Source organism: Mesorhizobium sp. LNHC229A00, from assembly GCF_000502415.1.
In the GTDB taxonomy this organism is placed as follows: Bacteria; Pseudomonadota; Alphaproteobacteria; order Rhizobiales; family Rhizobiaceae; genus Mesorhizobium.
On record NZ_AYWQ01000017.1, the window covers coordinates 60897 to 80162 of the forward strand.

General features: G+C 58.2%; 14 protein-coding genes and 2 pseudogenes. 10 read left to right on the forward strand and 6 right to left on the reverse strand.

The annotated features are described in order from the left end of the window. The first annotated feature begins 447 nt into the window (after nucleotides 1–447). Both X742_RS0138135 and X742_RS144990 read left to right on the forward strand, forming a co-directional pair. Nucleotides 448–1992: an FAD-dependent oxidoreductase gene (locus X742_RS0138135; protein ID WP_031248365.1), complete on the forward strand. Its 1545-nt coding sequence runs from the start codon at nucleotides 448–450 to the stop codon at nucleotides 1990–1992. A gap of 387 nt (nucleotides 1993–2379) precedes the next feature. Then, entirely contained in the window at nucleotides 2380–3162 is a 783-nt protein-coding gene (locus X742_RS144990) for an alpha/beta hydrolase (RefSeq protein WP_023774414.1), read from the forward strand. A gap of 377 nt (nucleotides 3163–3539) precedes the next feature. On the opposite strand, the pseudogene X742_RS1000000173005 reads toward X742_RS144990, so the two are convergent. After that, nucleotides 3540–4305 (reverse strand): annotated as a pseudogene (locus tag X742_RS1000000173005) (IS5 family transposase). Between the two features lie 92 nt (nucleotides 4306–4397). Between X742_RS1000000173005 and X742_RS144980 the strand changes: the two are divergent. Then, nucleotides 4398–4865: a hypothetical protein gene (locus X742_RS144980; RefSeq protein ID WP_023774416.1), complete on the forward strand. Its 468-nt coding sequence runs from the start codon at nucleotides 4398–4400 to the stop codon at nucleotides 4863–4865. Between the two features lie 9 nt (nucleotides 4866–4874). Here X742_RS144980 and X742_RS144975 read toward each other — a convergent pair whose 3' ends face one another. Further along, a complete protein-coding gene (locus tag X742_RS144975; RefSeq protein WP_023774417.1) occupies nucleotides 4875–10469 on the reverse strand; it encodes an AAA family ATPase in 5595 nt (1864 codons plus the stop codon). Between the two features lie 420 nt (nucleotides 10470–10889). Next, nucleotides 10890–11207: a hypothetical protein gene (locus tag X742_RS1000000174240; protein ID WP_156939437.1), complete on the reverse strand. Its 318-nt coding sequence runs from the start codon at nucleotides 11205–11207 to the stop codon at nucleotides 10890–10892. Here X742_RS1000000174240 and X742_RS144970 point away from each other — a divergent pair. The 3 genes from X742_RS144970 to X742_RS144960 are packed head-to-tail and all read left to right on the forward strand — an operon-like array spanning nucleotide 11200 to nucleotide 13997. Then, the gene (locus X742_RS144970; RefSeq protein ID WP_031248370.1) at nucleotides 11200–12147 is read left to right on the forward strand and encodes a substrate-binding domain-containing protein; all 948 of its coding nucleotides are present in this window, start codon (nucleotides 11200–11202) and stop codon (nucleotides 12145–12147) included. The genes X742_RS1000000174240 and X742_RS144970 overlap by 8 nt on opposite strands. Nucleotides 12148–12165: 18 nt before the next feature. Continuing rightward, nucleotides 12166–13221 (forward strand): ABC transporter permease, encoded by a 1056-nt coding sequence (locus X742_RS144965; RefSeq protein ID WP_198019247.1) that lies wholly within the window; start codon nucleotides 12166–12168, stop codon nucleotides 13219–13221. After that, on the forward strand, nucleotides 13218–13997 hold the full coding sequence (locus tag X742_RS144960) for an ATP-binding cassette domain-containing protein (protein WP_031248371.1): 780 nt from the start codon (nucleotides 13218–13220) through the stop codon (nucleotides 13995–13997). The genes X742_RS144965 and X742_RS144960 overlap by 4 nt, the downstream gene beginning before the upstream one ends. 105 nt (nucleotides 13998–14102) lie before the next feature. On the opposite strand, the gene X742_RS144955 is transcribed toward X742_RS144960, so the two are convergent. Further along, nucleotides 14103–14459, reverse strand: coding sequence for a response regulator (locus X742_RS144955; protein ID WP_245275614.1), 357 nt, complete (start codon nucleotides 14457–14459; stop codon nucleotides 14103–14105). A 1425-nt stretch (nucleotides 14460–15884) separates the two neighbouring features. Here X742_RS144955 and X742_RS144950 point away from each other — a divergent pair. From X742_RS144950 to X742_RS05050, 4 genes and pseudogenes are all read left to right on the forward strand, one after another. Then, nucleotides 15885–16229 carry a response regulator gene (locus X742_RS144950; RefSeq protein ID WP_051407702.1) on the forward strand — a complete coding sequence of 115 codons (345 nt, stop codon included), beginning with the start codon at nucleotides 15885–15887 and terminating at the stop codon, nucleotides 16227–16229. A 49-nt stretch (nucleotides 16230–16278) separates the two neighbouring features. Next, nucleotides 16279–16548, forward strand: a complete 270-nt coding sequence (locus X742_RS144945; protein ID WP_023774425.1) for a response regulator — start codon at nucleotides 16279–16281, stop codon at nucleotides 16546–16548. Between the two features lie 455 nt (nucleotides 16549–17003). Then, a complete protein-coding gene (locus X742_RS144940) occupies nucleotides 17004–17390 on the forward strand; it encodes a hypothetical protein (protein WP_023774426.1) in 387 nt (128 codons plus the stop codon). Continuing rightward, nucleotides 17387–17912 (forward strand): annotated as a pseudogene (locus tag X742_RS05050) (RES domain-containing protein). Before X742_RS144940 ends, X742_RS05050 begins: the two are co-directional and overlap by 4 nt. A gap of 41 nt (nucleotides 17913–17953) precedes the next feature. Here X742_RS05050 and X742_RS144935 read toward each other — a convergent pair. Both X742_RS144935 and X742_RS144930 read right to left on the reverse strand, forming a co-directional pair. Next, nucleotides 17954–18613 (reverse strand): SMC-Scp complex subunit ScpB, encoded by a 660-nt coding sequence (locus tag X742_RS144935; protein WP_156939438.1) that lies wholly within the window; start codon nucleotides 18611–18613, stop codon nucleotides 17954–17956. A gap of 56 nt (nucleotides 18614–18669) precedes the next feature. Further along, the coding region (locus X742_RS144930; RefSeq protein ID WP_023774429.1) for a DUF1403 family protein at nucleotides 18670–19266 on the reverse strand (597 nt) is incomplete at its 5' end.

Genomic DNA, 19266 nt, shown 5'->3' on the forward strand with positions numbered 1-19266 from the left:
TCAACCTAGCGGCTCAACCTTGAATGGCTTCCTTCAAGCACGAGCCGCGATCCGGTCTTGACCCTTTCAGCACGCGATGACCTCCTTGGAAGTGGGCTTTCCCTCGATCGAAGAACCTGATGTCTGCGATCCCCGCGAAGTTAGCGTGGCCAGGCACACTAATCTAATCACGCAGATGTGAAGAGCTGTCCAAAGGTATTGGAGACACCTAGGTACAATCGATCGACCGTGGCGCCGCTCTCATAATGACACCGCGCGCCCAAAGGCATGCGGTCGTCGACCAGATAGGAGAACCGCAATGAGGAACATATCCAAATTGCTTGGCCCAGCAAACCCTATCGGTCACCCTCAGCACTTTCGCAGCTTGCGCCCAGCCATATGAAGCGTGCGATCAAACGACGATGTTTACGCCGGACCGCTGGTCCGGGTTTCCGCGAGGAGAACCAAATGGCTGAAGGTCATACGAAATTAAACGGGCCGGATCTGGCCCAGGGCGTTGCATCTTCCGACCTTCCCGATGGCGGAAAGTTGGTTGGTCATTGCAGGGGTGAACAGGTGCTTCTGGTGCGACGTGAAGCCGAGGTCTTCGCCATCGGGGCGACCTGCACACATTACGGCGGGCCGCTCGTCGACGGTCTGGTGGTGGAAGATACCGTTCGGTGTCCCTGGCATCGCGCGTGCTTCGATTTGCACACAGGCGAGGCCTTGCGCGCCCCCGCTTTCAATCCACTCGTTTGCTGGTCTGTGGAACAGCGTGATGATCGGATATTCGTGGGAGAGAAGCGAAAGCGCGCCGTACTGAAGCAACGCGACGAAGGCTCCGGTCAGGTCCCAGAGAAAATCGTCATAGTCGGCGGCGGCGCGGCCGGTTTCGCAGCCGTCGAAAAACTGAGGCATCAACACTATCAACGCAGCATCGTCATGCTCAGCAATGACGAAGCGCCGCCGGTTGATCGGCCTAGTCTTTCCAAGGACTACCTCGCCGGCAAAGCGCCTGAGGGTTCAATTCCGCTTCGCGGCGAAAACTTTTATTCCAACAACGATATCGACCTGCGTCTCAATGTGAACGTTGCGAGCATCGATGCACTTTCCGGCGAGGTCGTACTCGCGGACGGCGCGCGGATCCCCTACGACAGGCTGCTCCTTGCAACCGGATCCGAACCAGTGCGCCTCACCATTCCCGGTGCCGACCAACCACACGTTCACAGTCTGCGCTCGTTCGCAGATTGCAAGGCGATCATCGAGCGCGCCGCGACTGGGCGCCGCGCCGTCGTCCTCGGTGCCAGTTTCATTGGACTGGAAGTTGCCGCGGCCCTGCGCTCGCGCGATATCGAAGTCCATGTCGTGGCGCCGGATAAACGGCCCATGGAGCGGGTCCTGGGTCCGCAAATGGGCGACTTCATACGCGCACTCCATGAGGAGAATGGCGTTGTATTTCATCTTGAGGACACCGCGAGCAGCATTGATAACAGCGAGGTGAAGCTCAGCAGTGGCAATACGTTGACGGCGGACTTCGTCGTGGCCGGCATCGGTGTGCGACCGCGGATCAGGCTTGCCGAAAAGGCAGGGCTCATCGTTGACCGCGGTGTCGTCGTAAACGCCTTTCTGGAGACGAGCGCACCAGACATATTCGCGGCCGGCGACATAGCGCGATGGCCAGATCCTCACAGTGGCGAGAAAATTCGGGTCGAGCATTGGGTTGTCGCAGAGATGCAGGGGCAAACAGCGGCGCTGAATATGCTCGGCCGTCGCGAGAAATTCGTGGCTGTGCCGTTCTTTTGGAGCCAGCATTACGATGTTCCCATCAATTATGTCGGCCATGCCGAGCAATGGGACGAGATCGCGGTGGATGGAGACATTGGTGCCAAGGACTGCCTGGTGCGCTTTAAGCGCGCGGGGCGCACGTTAGCTGTCGCTTCGATTTTCCGCGACATCGAGAGCCTGAAGGCCGAGGTGGAAATGGAGCATCAGTTGACTGCTGTGAAATCGTAAGGGGCTTGTGAAGGTATGACCGTGAACGAAAGCGGGTTTGTCGCCCTACCCACCGCCCTCCAGTGCCGCAGCTCATTTCGCTGATCTGGCGACTATATCTGGCGATGACTTCTTCGGGCGCTGGGCAGGTTGGGTCACAAAGCATCTCCTCAAGACGGCTGGTCATTCATGCAGTGGGTTGTTGCACAATTTAGTGCCATCCCGGTCTACGCCCTTCGATATCGGGATGACCACGCGGTACAGGGATGGTGGCTCGCTCCCGATCGTGAATCGCGCAGTTCAAGCCGACCCACTTAGACACCAAGGTATCGACGACACCTTCGTTCAATAGATTTGGCGTCACTGCGCGGGCTCTGATGATGGGGCATTTATTGGAAAGGTTAGGCCATGCGCATGATCATCAAGACCGCCGCGATCGTCGGGGCATTTAACCTGGCTGCCGCCACTGCCGCCCTCGGCAGCGACGTGAAGCCGACCATCGTCTTGGTCCACGGAGCCTTTGCAGAGTCCGCCAGCTGGAACGGCGTGGTCGCGGATCTGACCCGGGACGGGTTCTCAGTGATCGCGGCGGCCAATCCCTTGCGAAGCGTCGGTGGCGACGCGGCCCATGTCGCAAGCGTCGTTAGTTCGGTGAAGGGGCCGGTTGTTCTCGTCGGCCATTCATATGCTGGGGCGGTGATCTCCGCCATGGCGGACCAGGAGGCCAATGTGAAGGCGCTCGTCTATGTCGCAGCCTTTGAGCCCGACGTGGGCGAGAGCAGCCTCGAACTGACCGGCAAATTTCCGGGAAGTACGCTCGGCCCCGCTCTTGCGGCCCCAGTCAATCTGCCAAACGGCGAGCAGGACCTGTACATTCAGCAGGACAAGTTTCCCGCTCAGTTCGCTGCGGACGTCCCAGAGGCCGACGCGCGACTGATGGCTGCGGCGCAGCGCCCTGTGAACCAGGCCGCCCTGGCCGACCGGGCGGTTCGGGCGGCTTGGAAAACCATTCCGTCCTGGTCAATTTACGGCGCCGCAGACCGCAACATCCCGCCGGCTGCGATGGCCTTTATGGCCGACCGCGCCCATGCGCGGAAGACCGTGGTCGTCCCAGGGGCTTCGCATTTGGTAATGGTCTCCCACCCGCAGGAGGTGGCCGCGCTGATCGAGGACGCGGCGAACGCAAAATAGCGATGCGCCGCGAGGCGCGGCGCAAGCGGGATCGAAGGTTCTATTCTGCTGGATTTCAACACTGACTGGCAGCGCCAACGGTGGCTGTGCTGACGGCGACGGTGCTTGAGTGGGTCCGGGCCGGGGTGCCTTCGATCTCGTATGGTCTGGCGAATCTGTGAATGAAAAGACGGATGCCGCACGAAGTAGTTGACCGCCTCGAACTCTCCACCACTGCGACTACGCCGGTCCACAAAACGGCGAATTGCAGGCCGTCGCAGGCGTAGAAAACGGCATCTCGCTCCCAAACGGGGGTACAACATCCAGGGTCTATGTTCAGTTCACCTTAGCGAACGATCTTCGGACTGCTCTTGTTTGACCCCTACTATGCCGCTGCACTAGGCCGTAGACTCATAAGCACGCAGCCACAGGCGCGTTGAGGCGAGCTGGACCATAGCGAGGAAGTTGGCGGCGAGCTTGTCGTAGCGGTGGCGATGCGGCGGAAGTGTTTCAGCTTGGAGAAGAAGCGCTCGATCAGATTACGCTCGCGGTAGAGCCGTTTGCTGAAGCACGGCTTCCAGCGCCGATTGCTTTTAGGTGGGATGTTGGGCGTTGCACCCTGCTCCTCGATCAAGGAGCGGATGCGATCCGCATCGTAGGCCTTGTCGCCCAGCACGATGGTGCGGGGGCTGAGGTGGTTAAGCAGTTGATCTGCGATCTGACTGTCATGCGCCTGTCCGGCGGTCAGGCCGAGCCGGATGGGAAGCCCTTGCGCATCGACAACGACGTGGATTTTCGTCGTGAGCCCGCCGCGCGATCGACCGAGACAGTGATCTGGCCCCCCTTTTTTGCCGTCGCGGCCTGCTGGTGGGCGCGAACGGAGGTGCTGTCGATCATCTGGATGTCACCGTCGTGCGCGGAGGTGATGGCGCCCATCAGCCGGTCCCACACGCCCGCCTTCCGCCATCGCACGAAGCGGTTATAGCAGGTGGTTCGTGGGCCGTAGCGCTCGGGCAGATCGCGCCACGGCGCACCGGAGCGCAGAACCCAGAAGATGCCATTCATTACACGTCGGTCGTCTACACGCGGCACACCACGCGGTTTGTTGGGGAGAAGCGGCTTGATCACGCGCCATTCGAAGTCGCTAAGGTCATATCGGCTCATGATGATTCTGAGTCAGAACCTGGCGTGATATGAAAGCGTCAAGTTGAAAGAATGATCCATTGCCGAGGAAGGCATAGCTATAAGGCCGGTAGATGAGTTCCGTTGAAGCCGACGAGTGGGACGCCGTTCACACTGTTCATGACTTCTATGGTCGACCCTTGAAGGGGACCGCCGACTATAAAGGGTTCCCGCATGCCTATATGCGCGAATGGGATATAGATCAGGATGACTGGGCGGATACGCTCCTATTAAGCCCGATCAGTGACGAACAAATGTCTGCCGTCAAAGAGCAATGGCATCTCTGGTTGCGGTGGCGATCGGCGCAGGACGATGGCACTCTGCAGCCAGAAGACCATCACCCGACTCTCGCAAAGGACAGGAAGCGCTACGAACAGCTAGCCACAGTCGTCGAGGCCGCCCTGAAGGTTGACGACGCGAAATCGATCAGGGTGAAGGCGGACTTCCGTGGCGACATCCTGTCTATGGGGAAAACGGCCGTTCGATGGACTGAGCCCGACGATGGCGGCACTCCACCCATCTCGGCCATTCCGCATTTATGAGTTCACGACCTAGTGCCGAGCACTCTGTCCCCCCTCAACGGGCACAACGAAATGGAAGATGGCTCCTCGAGTTAGGTCCGTCGTTGCCCACAGTTTGCCACCATGTGCCTCAATAATTGAGCGGCAGATCGAGAGACCCATGCCCAGTCCCTCAGCCTTGGTAGTGTAGAGCGCTCCAAAGATGCGTTCGATGTCTACTGGATCGATCCCCGGTCCGGAATCCTGCACGGATACATGGACTTCGCCGGAATCCAACATGGCTGAACTCACTTGAATTTCCCCTGACCTGTCGTTGCTGCCTTTGATCGCGTCAAGAGCGTTAACAATGAGGTTGAGAACGACCTGCTGCAACTGAACGCGATCGCCTTGAATTTGGGGGAGATCCACGCTGAGTTGCGTTTGTAGCGACACGCCGCTTTTAATAGCTTCGCCGTGAGTCAGGCCGATAGTCTCGAGGATGACTTCGTTTATGGCCAACCCGGACTTTCGTGGAGGGGTTTTTTTGATCAGTGTCCGGATTCGGCCAAAGACTTGCCCAGCGCGGGTGCCGTCCCGAACAACACGAGCGATCGCCTTTTGGGCTTCAGGTATGTTCGGCCCCTGGCTCAGCCACAACATCGCTGTTTCAGCGCTAACAACCACGCCGGAAAGAGGCTGGCTCAGTTCGTGGGCGATCGACGCCGCCAGATGTCCCATTGTCGTCACGCGGTTTGCGTGTGCCAGCGCCAACTCAGTTTCGTGATATCGACGCTCGCTTTCGCGAGCCAGTTCCTCGGCTCGTTGTCGGTCCGTAAGATCTACGACGAATGCAACGCCCTCCGTTGGCCGCCCGTCAAAGATCGCCGCACCGATCAGAACAGGAACGCGGCTGCCGTCTTTTTTGACGTACTCTCCCTCGAATGGTGTCGCGACGCCAGTCGCGCGAATTTCGTTCATGATACGATCGTCTTCCGGATCCCACTCATCGGGCATCATGTTCTTCCAGCGCAGAGCGCCGGACACAAGGTCCTCTCTCTGGTATCCAACAATCCGCAGAAACGCATCATTCGCGTCCGCGATCCGGCCATCCAGATACCAAGTGAATATCCCAATGATATTGGCATTGAATAGGCGCTGAACACGTGCCTCGCGTTCTTGAAGATCGCTATAAAGACGCGTGTTCTCCAATGAAATCGCCGCCTGCGTCCCCAGAAGCTCCAGGAGCGTTGCACGATCGGGTGTGAAGACGTGAGGCGCCAGGGTATTCTCCAAGTAAAGCAATCCGCCTAAAATCCCCTGACGAACCAGCGGCAGACAAAGGACCGATCGCGGTCTCCGAAGATTCATATATGGATCATCGGAAAAGAGGTGTTGCTTGGGACCGTCATCAAGGATCACTGTTTCCTGCGTTCTCATGACGTAGCGGATGATGGTTTCGGGAGCCACCGGTCCCGTGGAATGACCATAGTGCAGGACGATGCCGTCGCCGTCTGTTCGAGCTTCGGCTTCGATGCTGTAGTCATTCTGACGGGGCAGGATCAGCAATCCTCGATCGGCGCCCGCGCTCTGCAAGGCGATCGTCATCAGCCGCTCGACCAAGCGTGGCAACAGAATTTCGCTCGACAGAGCCTGAGATGCCTTCAGGACGGCGGCGACATCGAGGTGTTGAGCCGGTGTCGGTTCCTCTCTCGTACTGAGATGTGGATCGGCGATAGCCAATGTCGGATAGTCCGCCTCCAACTGCCTCACCTTGCCCAATGCGCCCCAGCGCAAATAGCCGTCGCGTGCTCTTGCAAGATATATTTCGGAGAAGTCCTCGAAGCCGCGGGCGGCATAGAAGCGCGCGGCCGTTTCATAGGCGAGCGCTTCATTGTGGATAAAGCCGTTTGCACGGGCAGAGCGAATAGCCTGTTCGTACAAACGCTCTGCCTCGAGATCGCGGCCTTCCAGCCGTGCAAGCTCCGCACCGACTAGCGCTGCCCGGTTCTCGAAATTCTCCGGACAATTCTCCGCCCATACCTCGAGCTGTTTCAGATGCGCCGCCAACGTGTCCAAACTCTCCTTCTCTAGGGCAGCCGCTTTCGCGAAAGCCTTGGTGGAGAATGCGGAGGAGCGGGACTTGGGATCGGCAGATTTTGCAACGATGAAATCGCGAAAAGCGGCAAGAGAAAGCGCAGCATAGAAATGATATTCTGCAATTTCAAACATAGCGGCGGACGTCCAAAGTAATTTGTGCGCTCTTGCCCCGGCGTCTAACGCTGAAGAATATTCTCCTGCGAAAAAACGCGTCTGAAGTTTTCGTATCCAGTACCAACATTCGGGTTGCTTTGTTGCTGGGTTGGCCGCGTAGCCCTGTTCTAGCTCAATCTCGCTCACCTTCCCGTCGTCGAAACAGCCAAATTTGTACGTCAGCCCCCGCAAACTTCGGATAACACCGAGCTGCGTCTTCATGATATCAATTATGTGGCTGTATCGCGCGCGTTCGGCGAGCTCCAGCCCGTGCTCAGCTTGGCGCTCGGCCTCTTCAAGCGGATCGCCTGCCGCTAAGAAATTCGTATTGAGGTTGTCGAAGCTATACACGGTAAAGGTCAGATCGCCGACCTTTGTCGCCGTTTCGAATGCTCGCCAAATAAGCGCTCGACTGGCGCGCACATGTTCGGTCCACGTCAATGAAAATTGCGCAAACCAGAGATAGGTCCGAGCTCGGAATCGCTCGAGGCCACGCGTGTCTACCAATTCATAGCCGAGCTGACCGAAACGAAATCCTGCTTTGTAGTCGTTGAACTGCGGCCCCGCTATTTTGCTGAAAAAGACATAAGCGACACATGAGCCGTCGCCGTGTCCTCGCTCCAGACTCAGATTAATCGCGCGGCAGATAGCCAGCGACAGAAGATTTGCATCCGTGAAAAGCGCCGACGGGAAGATTCTGGTGAGCACGTCCAGAGTGGCGAGAGACACAGCGTCATTCATTAAAGGCAGATCGACGAGATCCTCTATCGACCGATCGCCGATTTTCTTCCAGATCTTCTCGTATTCGCGCTTCACTTGGGCTTGTGTTGGATGCGGCGACCAGTTCACTCCCAAGTGACGCAAATACCCGATACAGATGCCAACCGCTTTGTCGCATTGATCAAGGATCGTGTACAAATCAATGTGCAAGCACGCGACAGTCGCCCGCTCGAGAGTATTTGCTGCTCGGGAAGAAAGCATATTCAAACGTTCGTCGGCGGCTCCCCTCTCACCGACGAGGAACTCGCATTCAGCCTGATAGAACTCGAGGGCAAACGCGAGTTCATGGCGACCCACCCAAGCGTCGGCTGCCAAAAGTGATGTGCCAGCCGTGAAATACTTGAGTGCGGGAAGATAGGCCGTCGACGCCAGGGCCCGCTTGCCTGCCATCAGATTGAACTCGGCCAGTCGTTCCCGCTCTTCCTCTGAGAAAATCAATGCTGTGCCGCGGTTGAGCTGATTGACGATGTCGAAGATCGTCTCCTCTCGCTGCGTGGACGGCGTATGCAAGACTAACAGTCTACCGATGTGAAGGTGCGTCTCAGCCCGTCGTTCCTGCGGAATCAGCGAATAGGCAGCTTCCTGCACCCGGTCGTGAATGAATCTATATGAGTCGTCGCTCCGCTCGATGAACTCGCGTCGCGCAGCCTCCCAGAGGGCCGTGTGGACATGGTTCTCCGGGATTGCGAGCACCCTCGAAAGCATCGCGGTGGTGGCAGTGGTCCCGAGACAGGCGAGTTGCTGCAGTGCGGCTTGCGTATCTGTTGGCAACTGCCCGAGCTTGCCGACCATCAGTTCGACCACGTTCTCAGTGTATTCCTTGCTACGAATGCGGTCGGGGTCCCAGGACCACCTGCCTCTGGTTCGATCGAATGTGACGAAGCCTTCATCGGCAAGCGCGGATAGGAACTGCTTGACGAAGAAGGGATTACCAGCGGTTTTTTCATGAAGAATCCGAGCTAGAGGGACGGCGCGCGCCCGCACGCAACGCAACGCATCCACGACAAACTCTTCAAGATATTTTCGGCTAAGCGGCGTCAGCCTGATCTCTTCGATCTTCACGCCCGCGCCTCGAATTGCCTCCAACTTGCGTACGAGCGGGTGCGTCGGGTCAATTTCGGCGTCTCGAAAGGCGCCGATCACGAGCAGGTGGCGCAGCTCGGAGCGGGTCATCAGATTTTCGAGGAGGTCGAGCGACGCCGCATCGACCCAATGCAGGTCATCGAGGAACAGTGTCAGCGGATGTTCTGCCGTGGCGAATACGCCGACGAAACGCCGAAGGGCGATCTGAAATGCCTGCTGGGCCTGCTCCAGCGGGAGATCAGGAGCGGGTTGTTGCTCGCCAATAATCAGCTTCAGCTCGGGCATGAGCTCGACTAGAAGCTGTCCCTGCGCCCCTACGGCCTCGCGCAATGCATTGCGCCAGCCTTCCAGTTCGGCGTCGCTCTCCCTTAAGAACCTGCGGATCAGCCGCTGGAATGCCTGTGCGACGGTTGCGTACGGAATATCGCGCTTTTCCTGTTCGAATTTGCCCGAAGCAAAAAGACCGCGAGACGGCACTAGGGACTTATGCATCTCGTTCACGACCGAGGATTTTCCAATTCCGGAATAACCGCAGATCATAATCAACTCGGGCGTGCCAGTCGTCGCGACACGACTATAGGCGTCCAGTAAGGACGCGATTTCTGGCCCTCTCCCGTAAAGCTTCTCTGGCATCAATAGTCGATCAGGCGTGTCGAGGTCGCCCGTGGGAAACGGTGCGATCCATCCCTCGCCTTGCCACTGCATCAGGCAGCGTCGGAGATCATGCTCAACGCCAGTGGCGGTCTGATAGCGCTCGTCGGCTGTCTTGGCGAGCAGCTTTGTGACTATATGGGAGATGGGGCCCGGGATGCTCGCTACTCGTTCGCTTGGCGGCACTGGAGTCCTAGCAATGTGGCAATGAATTAGTTCCATGGGGTCGGATGTGGTGAATGGCAACACGCCTGTCAGCATTTGGTAGAAGACGACTCCGAGCGCATAAAGATCACTACGCGAGTCGATCGAACGGTTCATTCGCCCGGTCTGCTCGGGCGCCATATAAGCGAGCGTCCCAGCGATGACCTCTGGTGGACCCAGTGCCTGACGCTCGCGCGGCAGTCGGGAAGCGAGGCCAAATCCAGTCAGACGCACTCGTCCGCTTGTCCCATCCACCAGAATGTGGGTCGGCTTCAGATCCTTATGGACGACCCCACGGTGATGGGCTTGGCTCAGAGCCGCGGCAGTGCCTATAGCCACCTGAAGGAACTGAGGTATGGACATCGGTGCGCCGATTTGCCGGTCGAGCGTTTCACCGCCGGGGTCCTCTAAAATCAGCATTGTTCGATCGCGGTCGCGAACGAGTTCTAGCGGCCGGGCTGCCCACGCACTCTCGAGGTGGTCCCTGAGTTCGAATTCATGCGAGAGTTGAGCGACGCTCGCCGGCCGTGGGAGCGCCGCTGTCAAACGTAGAGCAAGCACATTGCGTGGCGGCTCATTGTTGTAAGTCAGTAGTCCACGATATAGCGCGCGCTCGCCATCCTCCCATAGAACTTGACGACCGCCTTCGCGCGCGCCAAGCGAGATCTGCGGATCCATCCATCACGCTCCACAGTGTTTGCAAATTGGATCTTGCAGGGCCGTTTCACAAAGGAACTGTACTTACCGGCGCCGCTCCGCGCGGTGCCGGTATTCGCGCACGGCCAACCGGAGTTCAGATGAAAAAACTAGCCCTGTCCAAACGGCGGGTCAATTCTGAAACGAAAACGTTGACCGACATCAACTTCACGATCAGATGACCAACGTCGGTCGTATATTCCCGCATTCAGTGCGCTCGCGCAAAGAAATATGCTCTTTTTGTTTTTGTTGAGAGTGGCACGAGGAGGTGTTTCTCGTCCGGGTGGCATACAATCTAAAGTTGATTTTTAGATCTGGACAGGGGCTGTGATTTCCATCGGAGGCATTCGGTTTGGATGTTGGTTTGGAAATGATCGCAAAGATACGCCGGCTCTCGCTGGTTCAGGGCAACAGGCACCAGCCGCTGCCACAGTTGGCTGCATGGCGAGGGAGCTTGAGCGACTTCTGGCGACCAATGTAGCCAAGCCGTCGCGCGAGCGGCTCGCGCTGATCCGGATTTTTAAGCCTCGTGATCTTGGATAAGTGTCCGCATTCTGAGATCGTTGACAGCAGCCAAACCATGCCCGCCTCAGTTGCTAAAAAATGGGGTTTGGTCCAATCATTACTGTAGGCGGAAAATGCCCGGGTCCGCAGCGAGGAGCGGAGTTGGTGCTCAAAAAAAAGGGCAGCGGATCCAGCAGAGGGAAAGATGATGATCAAGAAGCTCGCGTTTGTAACCATCTTACTCGCGCTCGTTTTCGGCTTCGAAGGTGGCGCCTTCGCCAAGCCAACTTTCATAATGGTCACCCATTCGCCTGCCTCAGATACATATTGGGCGAGCGTTATCAAAGGTCTAGAGCAAGCAGGCGTCGACCTGGGCGTGAAGGTCCAGTATCGCGGCATCGAGAATAATCTGAACGATCCCAACCAGCAGCGCCGAAATCTTGAAGCTGCGATCGCCGCCAAACCTGACGGTGTTATTGTGTCCGATCCAACGCCCGCGTCGCTAAACGCGACGATCAAGAAGGCGGCGGACGCCGGAATTCCGGTGATTATCGTCAATCAAGGCGGCGATCAGGTTGCCAATGTCGGCGCCCTTGCGTTCGTTGGCGATGACCCTGGCAAACAGGGCGCGATGGGCGCTGCCCAATTCAATGCTCTCGGCTCGAAACACGCGCTGATCATCACTGCCCCCATCGGCGCACTGTCCTTTCTTGATGCGCGCACAAACGGGTTCAAGAAGGCGTTCGCGGGAACGTCAGCTTTGGCGGAGATCCCCATGACCGATTTCAACAATTCAAACCGGATCAAGACAATCACGGAGTCTCAACTGCAAAAGGACCCGTCGATAGACGCCGTCTTCTCCATCGGCGGCTGTTGCATTGCGGCAATGACCCAAGTCCGCGCCGACCTGGGGGACCGCGGCAAAGAGATGCACTGGGGCACGATCGATGTAACAGCCGCCGCCACGACGTCCCTCAAAGCGCGCGAACTTGATTTCGCCCTTGATGCCCAACAGTATGCCCAGGGTTACTATCCAGTGGTAATGCTGGCATTGTACGTTCGCCAAGCCATCCAACCAGCGGAGCCGGTGCTCATTACCGGGCCCATTGTCATCACTCCGAACAACGTCAACAGATTTGCGGCTTCCAGTCGCTAAGTAGCGAACAGGATCTGGTTGGAGGCGCTGCATGTCAATGCATTCCAAAGTGGCATCAGGGGTAACATGAGTGCCAAAGGGGTCGTGTCGGTGCTTGCGCGCCCGGAATTGACCGCCGTCGTCGGGACGATCATCGTCTTTGTCTTCTTCGCTGTTTTCACGGGCCAGGCAGGGTTCCTCACCCTGCCGATGACGCGCAACTATCTTGAAGTCGGAGCGGAGATTGGCATTATCGCCGCGCCAGTCACACTATTGATGGTCGCGGGCGAGTTCGACCTTTCTGTTGGGTCGATGGTGGCGGCAAGCGAAGCGATCATGGGCTATCTGGCGGTTGACAGCGGTTGGCCGCTTCCAGCCGCACTAGCCGCCGCCCTCGTCGTGGCAACAGTCGTTGGAACCATCAACGGCTTCCTCGTCGTGAAGACCAAATTGCCCTCCTTTATCATAACTCTCGCAATGCTGTTCATCCTGCGCGGCGCTGCCCAAGGCGGCCTGCGCATGTTGGTCGGCACCAGCACCGTGGATGGCATCCGCGATGCCACGGTCGGGGATCCGTTGGCGGTTTTGTTTGCATCCTCAATCGGCCCCTTCTCGATTTCTCTCGTCTGGTGGATCCTTGTTACGATGCTGGCGGCATGGCTGCTCGAAAAGACCGCTTTCGGCAATTGGATTTACGCGACAGGTGGAGATCAGCGGGCCGCTGTCCGGTTAGGGATCCCGGTCAAAAAGGTCAAAATTCTGCTCTACATAGCTGTTGCGGTTTCGACAACCTTGGTGGCCGCGCTGGACATGTATGCCATAAACCAGAGCGACGCCAACGCAGCGGTGGGACGCGAATTCGAGGTGGTAACGGCCGCGGTCATCGGGGGTGCGCTCCTGACCGGCGGTTATGGGTCGCCCATCGGTTCCCTCTTCGGGGCTCTTCTCTTCGGCATGGTCGACCAGGGCTTCTTCTTCACTCCGCTGCCTGACGTCTGGTTCATGACGTTTCTTGGTCTTATGCTTCTGGCAGCGGTGCTCATCAATAACTACGCGCGATTGCAGGCGATGAAACCAGGAGGGGGCGGCTCATAAACAATGAAGCGTACCTTGAGGCGGTCTGCGTCTCAAAATTTTACCAGAATGTTTCGGCGTTGGAGGACGTGAGTCTTTCCGTCAGGCCTGGCGAGGTGGTCTGCCTGCTCGGTGACAACGGAGCCGGCAAGTCCACGTTGATCCAGATTTTAAGTGGCGTGGAGAAGCCCGACAAGGGGATCGTGCGCGTTTCCGGGATCGATATGCGTTTAGGTTCGCCTACGGACGCACTAGACAGAGGCATCGCAACGGTTTTTCAAGACCTCGCCGTGGTGCCTATCATGCCCGTGTATCGCAATTTTTTTCTCGGCCGAGAGCCAAGAATTGGCTGGGGTCCGTTCCAGCGATTTGATTCCCGCAGAGCGATCGCGGCAACCGAGGACGCTCTGCGTGGTCTGGGCGTCAGTTCCGTCGCTGTGCGTAGACCGATCAACACGCTCTCCGGCGGTCAACGTCAATGCGTCGCGATAGCACGAGCCGTGCATTTTGGCGCTCGCATCCTCATTCTCGATGAACCTACTTCGGCCCTTGGCGTGAAGCAGACCGAAATTGTGCTCGGCTATGTACAGCGGGCGAAAGAAGCAGGGATCGGCGTGATCCTGGTCACGCACAACGCCCAGCATGCGTATTCGATCGGAGATACGTTCGTGGTGCTGTTTCTCGGGCGGCAGCTCGGAACATTCAAGAGGTCGAGCCTGACGGAAACCCAACTGATGAGGTTAATGGCCGGTAAGATTGATGAAGCGAACGGAGCTGTGGGACGAGGCGCAGGATGACCGCCCCGGCCTAGTCGCAATTGTCAGGCAAACTTGGCGAACCCTCGAGTGCGCCGGGGGGCATGTCGCGTCACTTTACGCCATTGAAGCTTTCCAGCGGGGGCATCATCCGGTGGCGATCGCCGATCGGATGCACCCTACCAGTGCTTCAATGTTGAAGGGCTTGCAAAGGTAACAAATAATGCCCTCGGCCGAGGCTCGAGCCTGAACTTCGTCATCTGGGTAGGCCGAAATCAGTATGGTCGGAATGTTATGGCCAAGGTCCTGTAAACGACGGTGCAATTCGAACCCAGTCATCTGCGGCATTTGCACGTCCGACACGATGCATGCACTATCGGTGAAATCAGGGGACGACAAAAACTCAGGGCCGGATGCGAATGTCGCGACCCTGAAACCCATCCAAAGCACAAGGCCCGCGACGGACTCGCGAATTGACTCGTCATCATCAATGATCGAGATCAAGATTTGTTTTTCGCCCGTATGCTGACCTCGTTCCGTCCCATATGAGGTAATCATTTATCTATGCCATAGATATAGCGATCCCCTAGTGCAGCGCCTGCCGCCCTATTCTCGCATAAGTCCCTACTACGGGCGATTGCACTTGGCTTGGCCGCTAAGAGAGATTCTTGGCTCAATGGCTTGACGAGGAGTTCGACAGCTACTGCTCTCATTACATTGACCGTCATCGGGTCGTCGCCATTGCCCCTAATGAAGATGATTAGCATATCGATTCGATCGATCGCAATGCGCTCCTGCGGGCCCAGTCCGTTCAAGTCCTGAAGATTGATAACGAGGAGAAGGCAACTCCCTCGAGGTGCCGGCGGGTGGGGGATAGAAATTCCCGTGCCGTCGCAAAAGTCTCACTTTGTCAGCCTGCATATTGACGAGCGCTTCACACACGGAACCGCCGTCGTCAACGATGAAGGTGATGGGCAGATTAGGCGACATGCGCGATCATCACTATGATCTCCATAGGCCCTCTAGGCGCAAAAACCTTGGCTCGGACATTGCCCAAAAGAGCCGCACAGGTCGATTATACTATGGTGTCTATGTGAGGCGGCGGGCGGTCGATTTTCTCGACCTAAGACCGCGACGGCAACTGAGATCGAGCCCATGCGTCATCTAATTTGTTGACGGCTAAGTGAGCGTAGCTGTTCGTCGCTTGAAGATATCGGCTCGCGGGCCTGCTGTCTGGCCTGCGATTTGCAGGAGGTCGTCGTTCGAGTCCAGCCCCTCCCATAAATCAATGGACAGCTAGCCACATCCTCAATGTGGCTAAAAGTCCGTGAGCCACATCGTAGGCGGATATGCCTCCACACCACCGTTCCAAGACGCCGCAGGATATACGCAAACTTCCAGCTTGTCCCTGTCTGCCACTCAGGGATCGAATAAGAGAATGACTGCTTCTTTTTGCCACTCCGTAGCTGTCACCTTCGCTAGTGCGGCCTCCTTCAGCGCGAGATGAGCATAGAGGTAGGTCTGTGTTGCCGCCTATATGCACCCCATTGCCGCCGATTATCCCATGAATCGTGGCAAGGTCTTTCGAAGCAGGAATTCTTGAGGCTATGTGTGACGGGTGCCATCAACGAGACGGAGAAAATTGACGAACAGGCCCAAAACCAATTTTGCCGAGAAGCCATTAGGCTTACCTGATAGCGCTCGATTCAAACTCAAGGAATTAAGCATAAGCTATTGATATGTAACAAGTTGGCAGGCCCGGAGGTCACCATTTTCTACAGAAAATCAATACGTTAGCGGATGGTTCGCCAAGCCGTTTCATTCGTATTGTCTCGTATGGTCTAGCGAACTTAAGGACGATGAACGCGATTAATTATAGGCTTCGAGATATCGCCGAGCCGCAGGTCGCCAGGAACTCCCTGGTAGTGAATGACTGAAATGGGCCGAGAGTTCCTCGTCGTCCATGCCGGATACGACGCGCTGGAGGCCAGCAATGCGGAGGAGGCAATTCGGCTGCTGGAGGCACGAACGGACATCGTTCTGGTGTTCACGGACGTCGGCATGCCCGGCACGATGGACGGCATCAAATTGGCCCATCACATCCGAAACCGATGGCCGCCGGTCAAGCTGATCGTCGCTTCCGGCAGGTCGATCATCGAACAGAGCCGGCTGCCCCAGGGAAGTCACTTTATCCCCAAACCCTACAACGACAGCACGATAGTCGAACAGATACACCGAATGCTGGCGCCGATCGAAACGCGCCCCAAGCCCTGAGCGCGAAACGTCTAGCGCATTCTTTGAAGCTCAAGTCCCGGCCCAGGCCATGGCGGCTTTCGACGCCGAGCCGGGCAAGTTCAGGGGCCTCGTCACCGACATACGCCTGGGGGCGGGCAAATCCGGTTGGGAAGTTGCACGGCATCTGCGCCAAGCCAACCCAACGATACCCGTGATCTACATGAGTGGCGACAGCGCCATCCATTGGGGCGCCGAGGGTGTGCCGGAAAGCGTCATGATCACCAAGCCCTTCTTTATGCCGCAGATTATCACGGCCTTGTCGACGTTGCTGAATCAGCAGCATTCGGACCACACCTGAGAATCCTGACTGTGCTTTATCACACTGCGCTCTACCCCGTCGCGGAGCGGCCTCGACCCTGGCGCAGGGCGAACTCCAAGGAGGACGCCTTAGATGTCTGCTTCTGAGCGACACAAAATTGGCCACGACGTCCGAGATGAGGCGCGAAGCGGTCGTACACATGCAAATCCCTCGAGAGCCGACCAGCAACAATGCCGCTTGAATTAACCGAGCTCATGGATCACCACGTCCGGAATGACCACCTTGGCTATGTCGCATAGGTGTTGGCGCAGCCATGTCCAGTCTGGTAGGCGGAAAAGGACAGTAATGTGACCGAGATTGAGCGTCGCTGCCGTTAGCAACCGCTTCAAGAATGAGGAAGGACGCGCAGTGCGCTGGAAGGGGCCAGGCTTCCGTTTACTTGCTATGCGTTAAAATGTGCATATATTGTGCGCATGAGAGGTCGGAGAATTGTCATGGCCCACGTACAGCTCGCACATTCCACCGCGGTCTCAGGCTTTGTCGATAGCCTTCAGGAGCCGCGCACACCCTATATCTCGCCGAAGCGCCTGTCGGAGGCGCTTGGCGTGAAGGTGGCCAATCTGGCGCAATTGACCGGCGTCCATCGCAACACGCTGCGCAATCCCTCATCTGAGCGCCTGCAGGGCCGGATGCGCGAGATGGTGAAGGTGATCTCGGCCGCGACGGAGCTCACCGGCGACGTCGACAAGGCAATCTACTGGTATCGCAATGAACCGATCGCCGAGTACGGCCATCGCACGGCGGCCGAACTCGTCGCGGACGGCCAGGTCGAAGCAGTCCTGGCCTTCATCCGGGATCTCGAGAACGGGGCGCGCGGGTGAAGGTCACCCGCGTCGGGCCGGACGAGATCTTCCATCGCTATCTGACACCCAAATGGGCCTTTCTGCCCACCAGTGGTGCAGGCGCGGCGATCGACGGAGGGCGCTTCAATCGGCCGGGCGTAGAGGCGCTCTATCTGTCCCGTTCGACCCAGACGGCGCTCGACGAATACAGGCAGGGTGTGAGCATCGTCCCGGCAGCCACCCTTGCCGCTTACAAGATCACGCTCGCCGAGGTGGCCGACCTTTCGCAAGGATTCGACCCTGACATCTGGGACGGCGCTTGGAAGGAGTGGGATTGTGCCTGGCGCCAGATCGCCCGCATCGACAAGAAGGTTCCCTCATCGTGGAAGCTTGCGGATTTGGTTATAACCCGCCGGCCTTCGCGGCATCCTGTTTCCATCGCTGCGTCACGCCGGTGGCACCAACCTGGTGATCTTTCCAGCCAACCTTGTCGACGGCGATCATGTCGCGGTCCACGATCCTGATCACCGCCTGCCGCACGATCAGTCGTCCTGGTCCTGAGTCATCGACTGTCACTGTGGTCGCACGCGACAACGCCCTGCTCACGACACCTGCTCCTCAATGACATCGTCCTCACCCTCCCCGTTAGCCAAACCGGCTGGAATACCGCCAGCCAGGAACTTTTCCTTCGACAGCAGCCCTGCGTCCTCGAGCGCCTCGAAGTCCGGCAGCTGGCGCAGCGTGTCGAGCCCGAACTGCGAGAGAAAATTCTTGGTCGTCACATAGGTGTAAGGCGCGCCCGGCTGCGGGCTGCGCGGCCCCGAGGCGATGAGCGCCTGCGCGCGCAGCACGCCGATTAGGTCGCGCGACACCTCCTTGCCGAAGAAGGAAGACAGTTCGCCACGGGTGATCGGCTGGAAATAAGCAATGCACATCAGGACAAGCGCCTCGGATTGCGACAGTTCTTTTGTCCCCTCCCCCGAGGGCATGCCGAAGGCCGCCTGGATGGCGTCGCCAAAGGCTTTCTTCGTCCGGTGCTGCCAGCCGCCGACGACCGCGACCAGCTCATAGGGGCGGCCGACGAGTTCGGCGCGGATGTCGTCGATGATCAGGTCAATGTTGCAGCTTCTGCCCACCACCCGCGCCAGCACCTCGCGTGTCACCGGTTCGCTGGCCGCAAAAATCACGGCTTCAACGCGGCCCATCCACTCGCGCCAGCGCAGCTCGGCGGGCAGATGCTCGAGCTCCGTGTCCAGCAGCATTCGCTGGACGTCCTTCTTGTCTGTCGGGCGTTCGGCTCTCGCGGTCCCAGCCATCGCTACAGTCCAAAAAGCCGAAAGGTGGTGCGGCCGGAGAGCTCGCGGACCGCCTCGAGTTGCTGCAGGCGTTCGAACAGGCGTCGCGCCGCAAACCGCGACAGGGTTTTGGTCGTCAGCGAGCCAGAAACAGCATCGTCGTCGAGCAGTCTNTCGAACAGGCGTCGCGCCGCAAACCGCGACAGGGTTTTGGTCGTCAGCGAGCCAGAAACAGCATCGTCGTCGAGCAGTCTTTCGATGACATCGCCGGCCCCCTTTGCTCTGAGCTTCGGCGCCACGGTGATGAGCCGTTCCGCCCGACGACCAATCCCGGCGGCCAGCCGGCACGCTTCGACGGCGCCCTGAACCAGCGCCACGCAGACCGCGCGCTCAAAGCTTTTCTCCCCGGGTCGGATACGCTTGCCGCCGGCCTCGCCGCGAAGAGCCGGGCCGAAGGCCTGCGCCATCAGCAGCGGCAGTGGCATTGGCCAGCGCAGGCTTTGCGCCAGCACCAGATCGGCCATCCACCAGGCAAAAAGCTCGGCATCGGGGCGGATCGTTACGACGCTGGCGGCGATCGCCGCCGCGGCGAACGGCGCCGGCCGTCCCGAGCGCGCCAG

What these genes read in the sequence shown, in the direction of transcription:
- X742_RS0138135 (WP_031248365.1), top strand. Translation starts at nt 448, where the DNA reads ATGGCTGAAGGTCATACGAAATTAAACGGGCCGGATCTGGCCCAGGGC.
- X742_RS144990 (WP_023774414.1), top strand. Translation starts at nt 2,380, where the DNA reads ATGCGCATGATCATCAAGACCGCCGCGATCGTCGGGGCATTTAACCTG.
- X742_RS144980 (WP_023774416.1), top strand. Translation starts at nt 4,398, where the DNA reads ATGAGTTCCGTTGAAGCCGACGAGTGGGACGCCGTTCACACTGTTCAT.
- X742_RS144975 (WP_023774417.1), bottom strand. Translation starts at nt 10,469, where the DNA reads ATGGATCCGCAGATCTCGCTTGGCGCGCGCGAAGGCGGTCGTCAAGTT.
- X742_RS144970 (WP_031248370.1), top strand. Translation starts at nt 11,200, where the DNA reads ATGATCAAGAAGCTCGCGTTTGTAACCATCTTACTCGCGCTCGTTTTC.
- X742_RS144950 (WP_051407702.1), top strand. Translation starts at nt 15,885, where the DNA reads ATGACTGAAATGGGCCGAGAGTTCCTCGTCGTCCATGCCGGATACGAC.
- X742_RS144945 (WP_023774425.1), top strand. Translation starts at nt 16,279, where the DNA reads ATGGCGGCTTTCGACGCCGAGCCGGGCAAGTTCAGGGGCCTCGTCACC.
- X742_RS144940 (WP_023774426.1), top strand. Translation starts at nt 17,004, where the DNA reads ATGGCCCACGTACAGCTCGCACATTCCACCGCGGTCTCAGGCTTTGTC.
- X742_RS144935 (WP_156939438.1), bottom strand. Translation starts at nt 18,613, where the DNA reads ATGCTGCTGGACACGGAGCTCGAGCATCTGCCCGCCGAGCTGCGCTGG.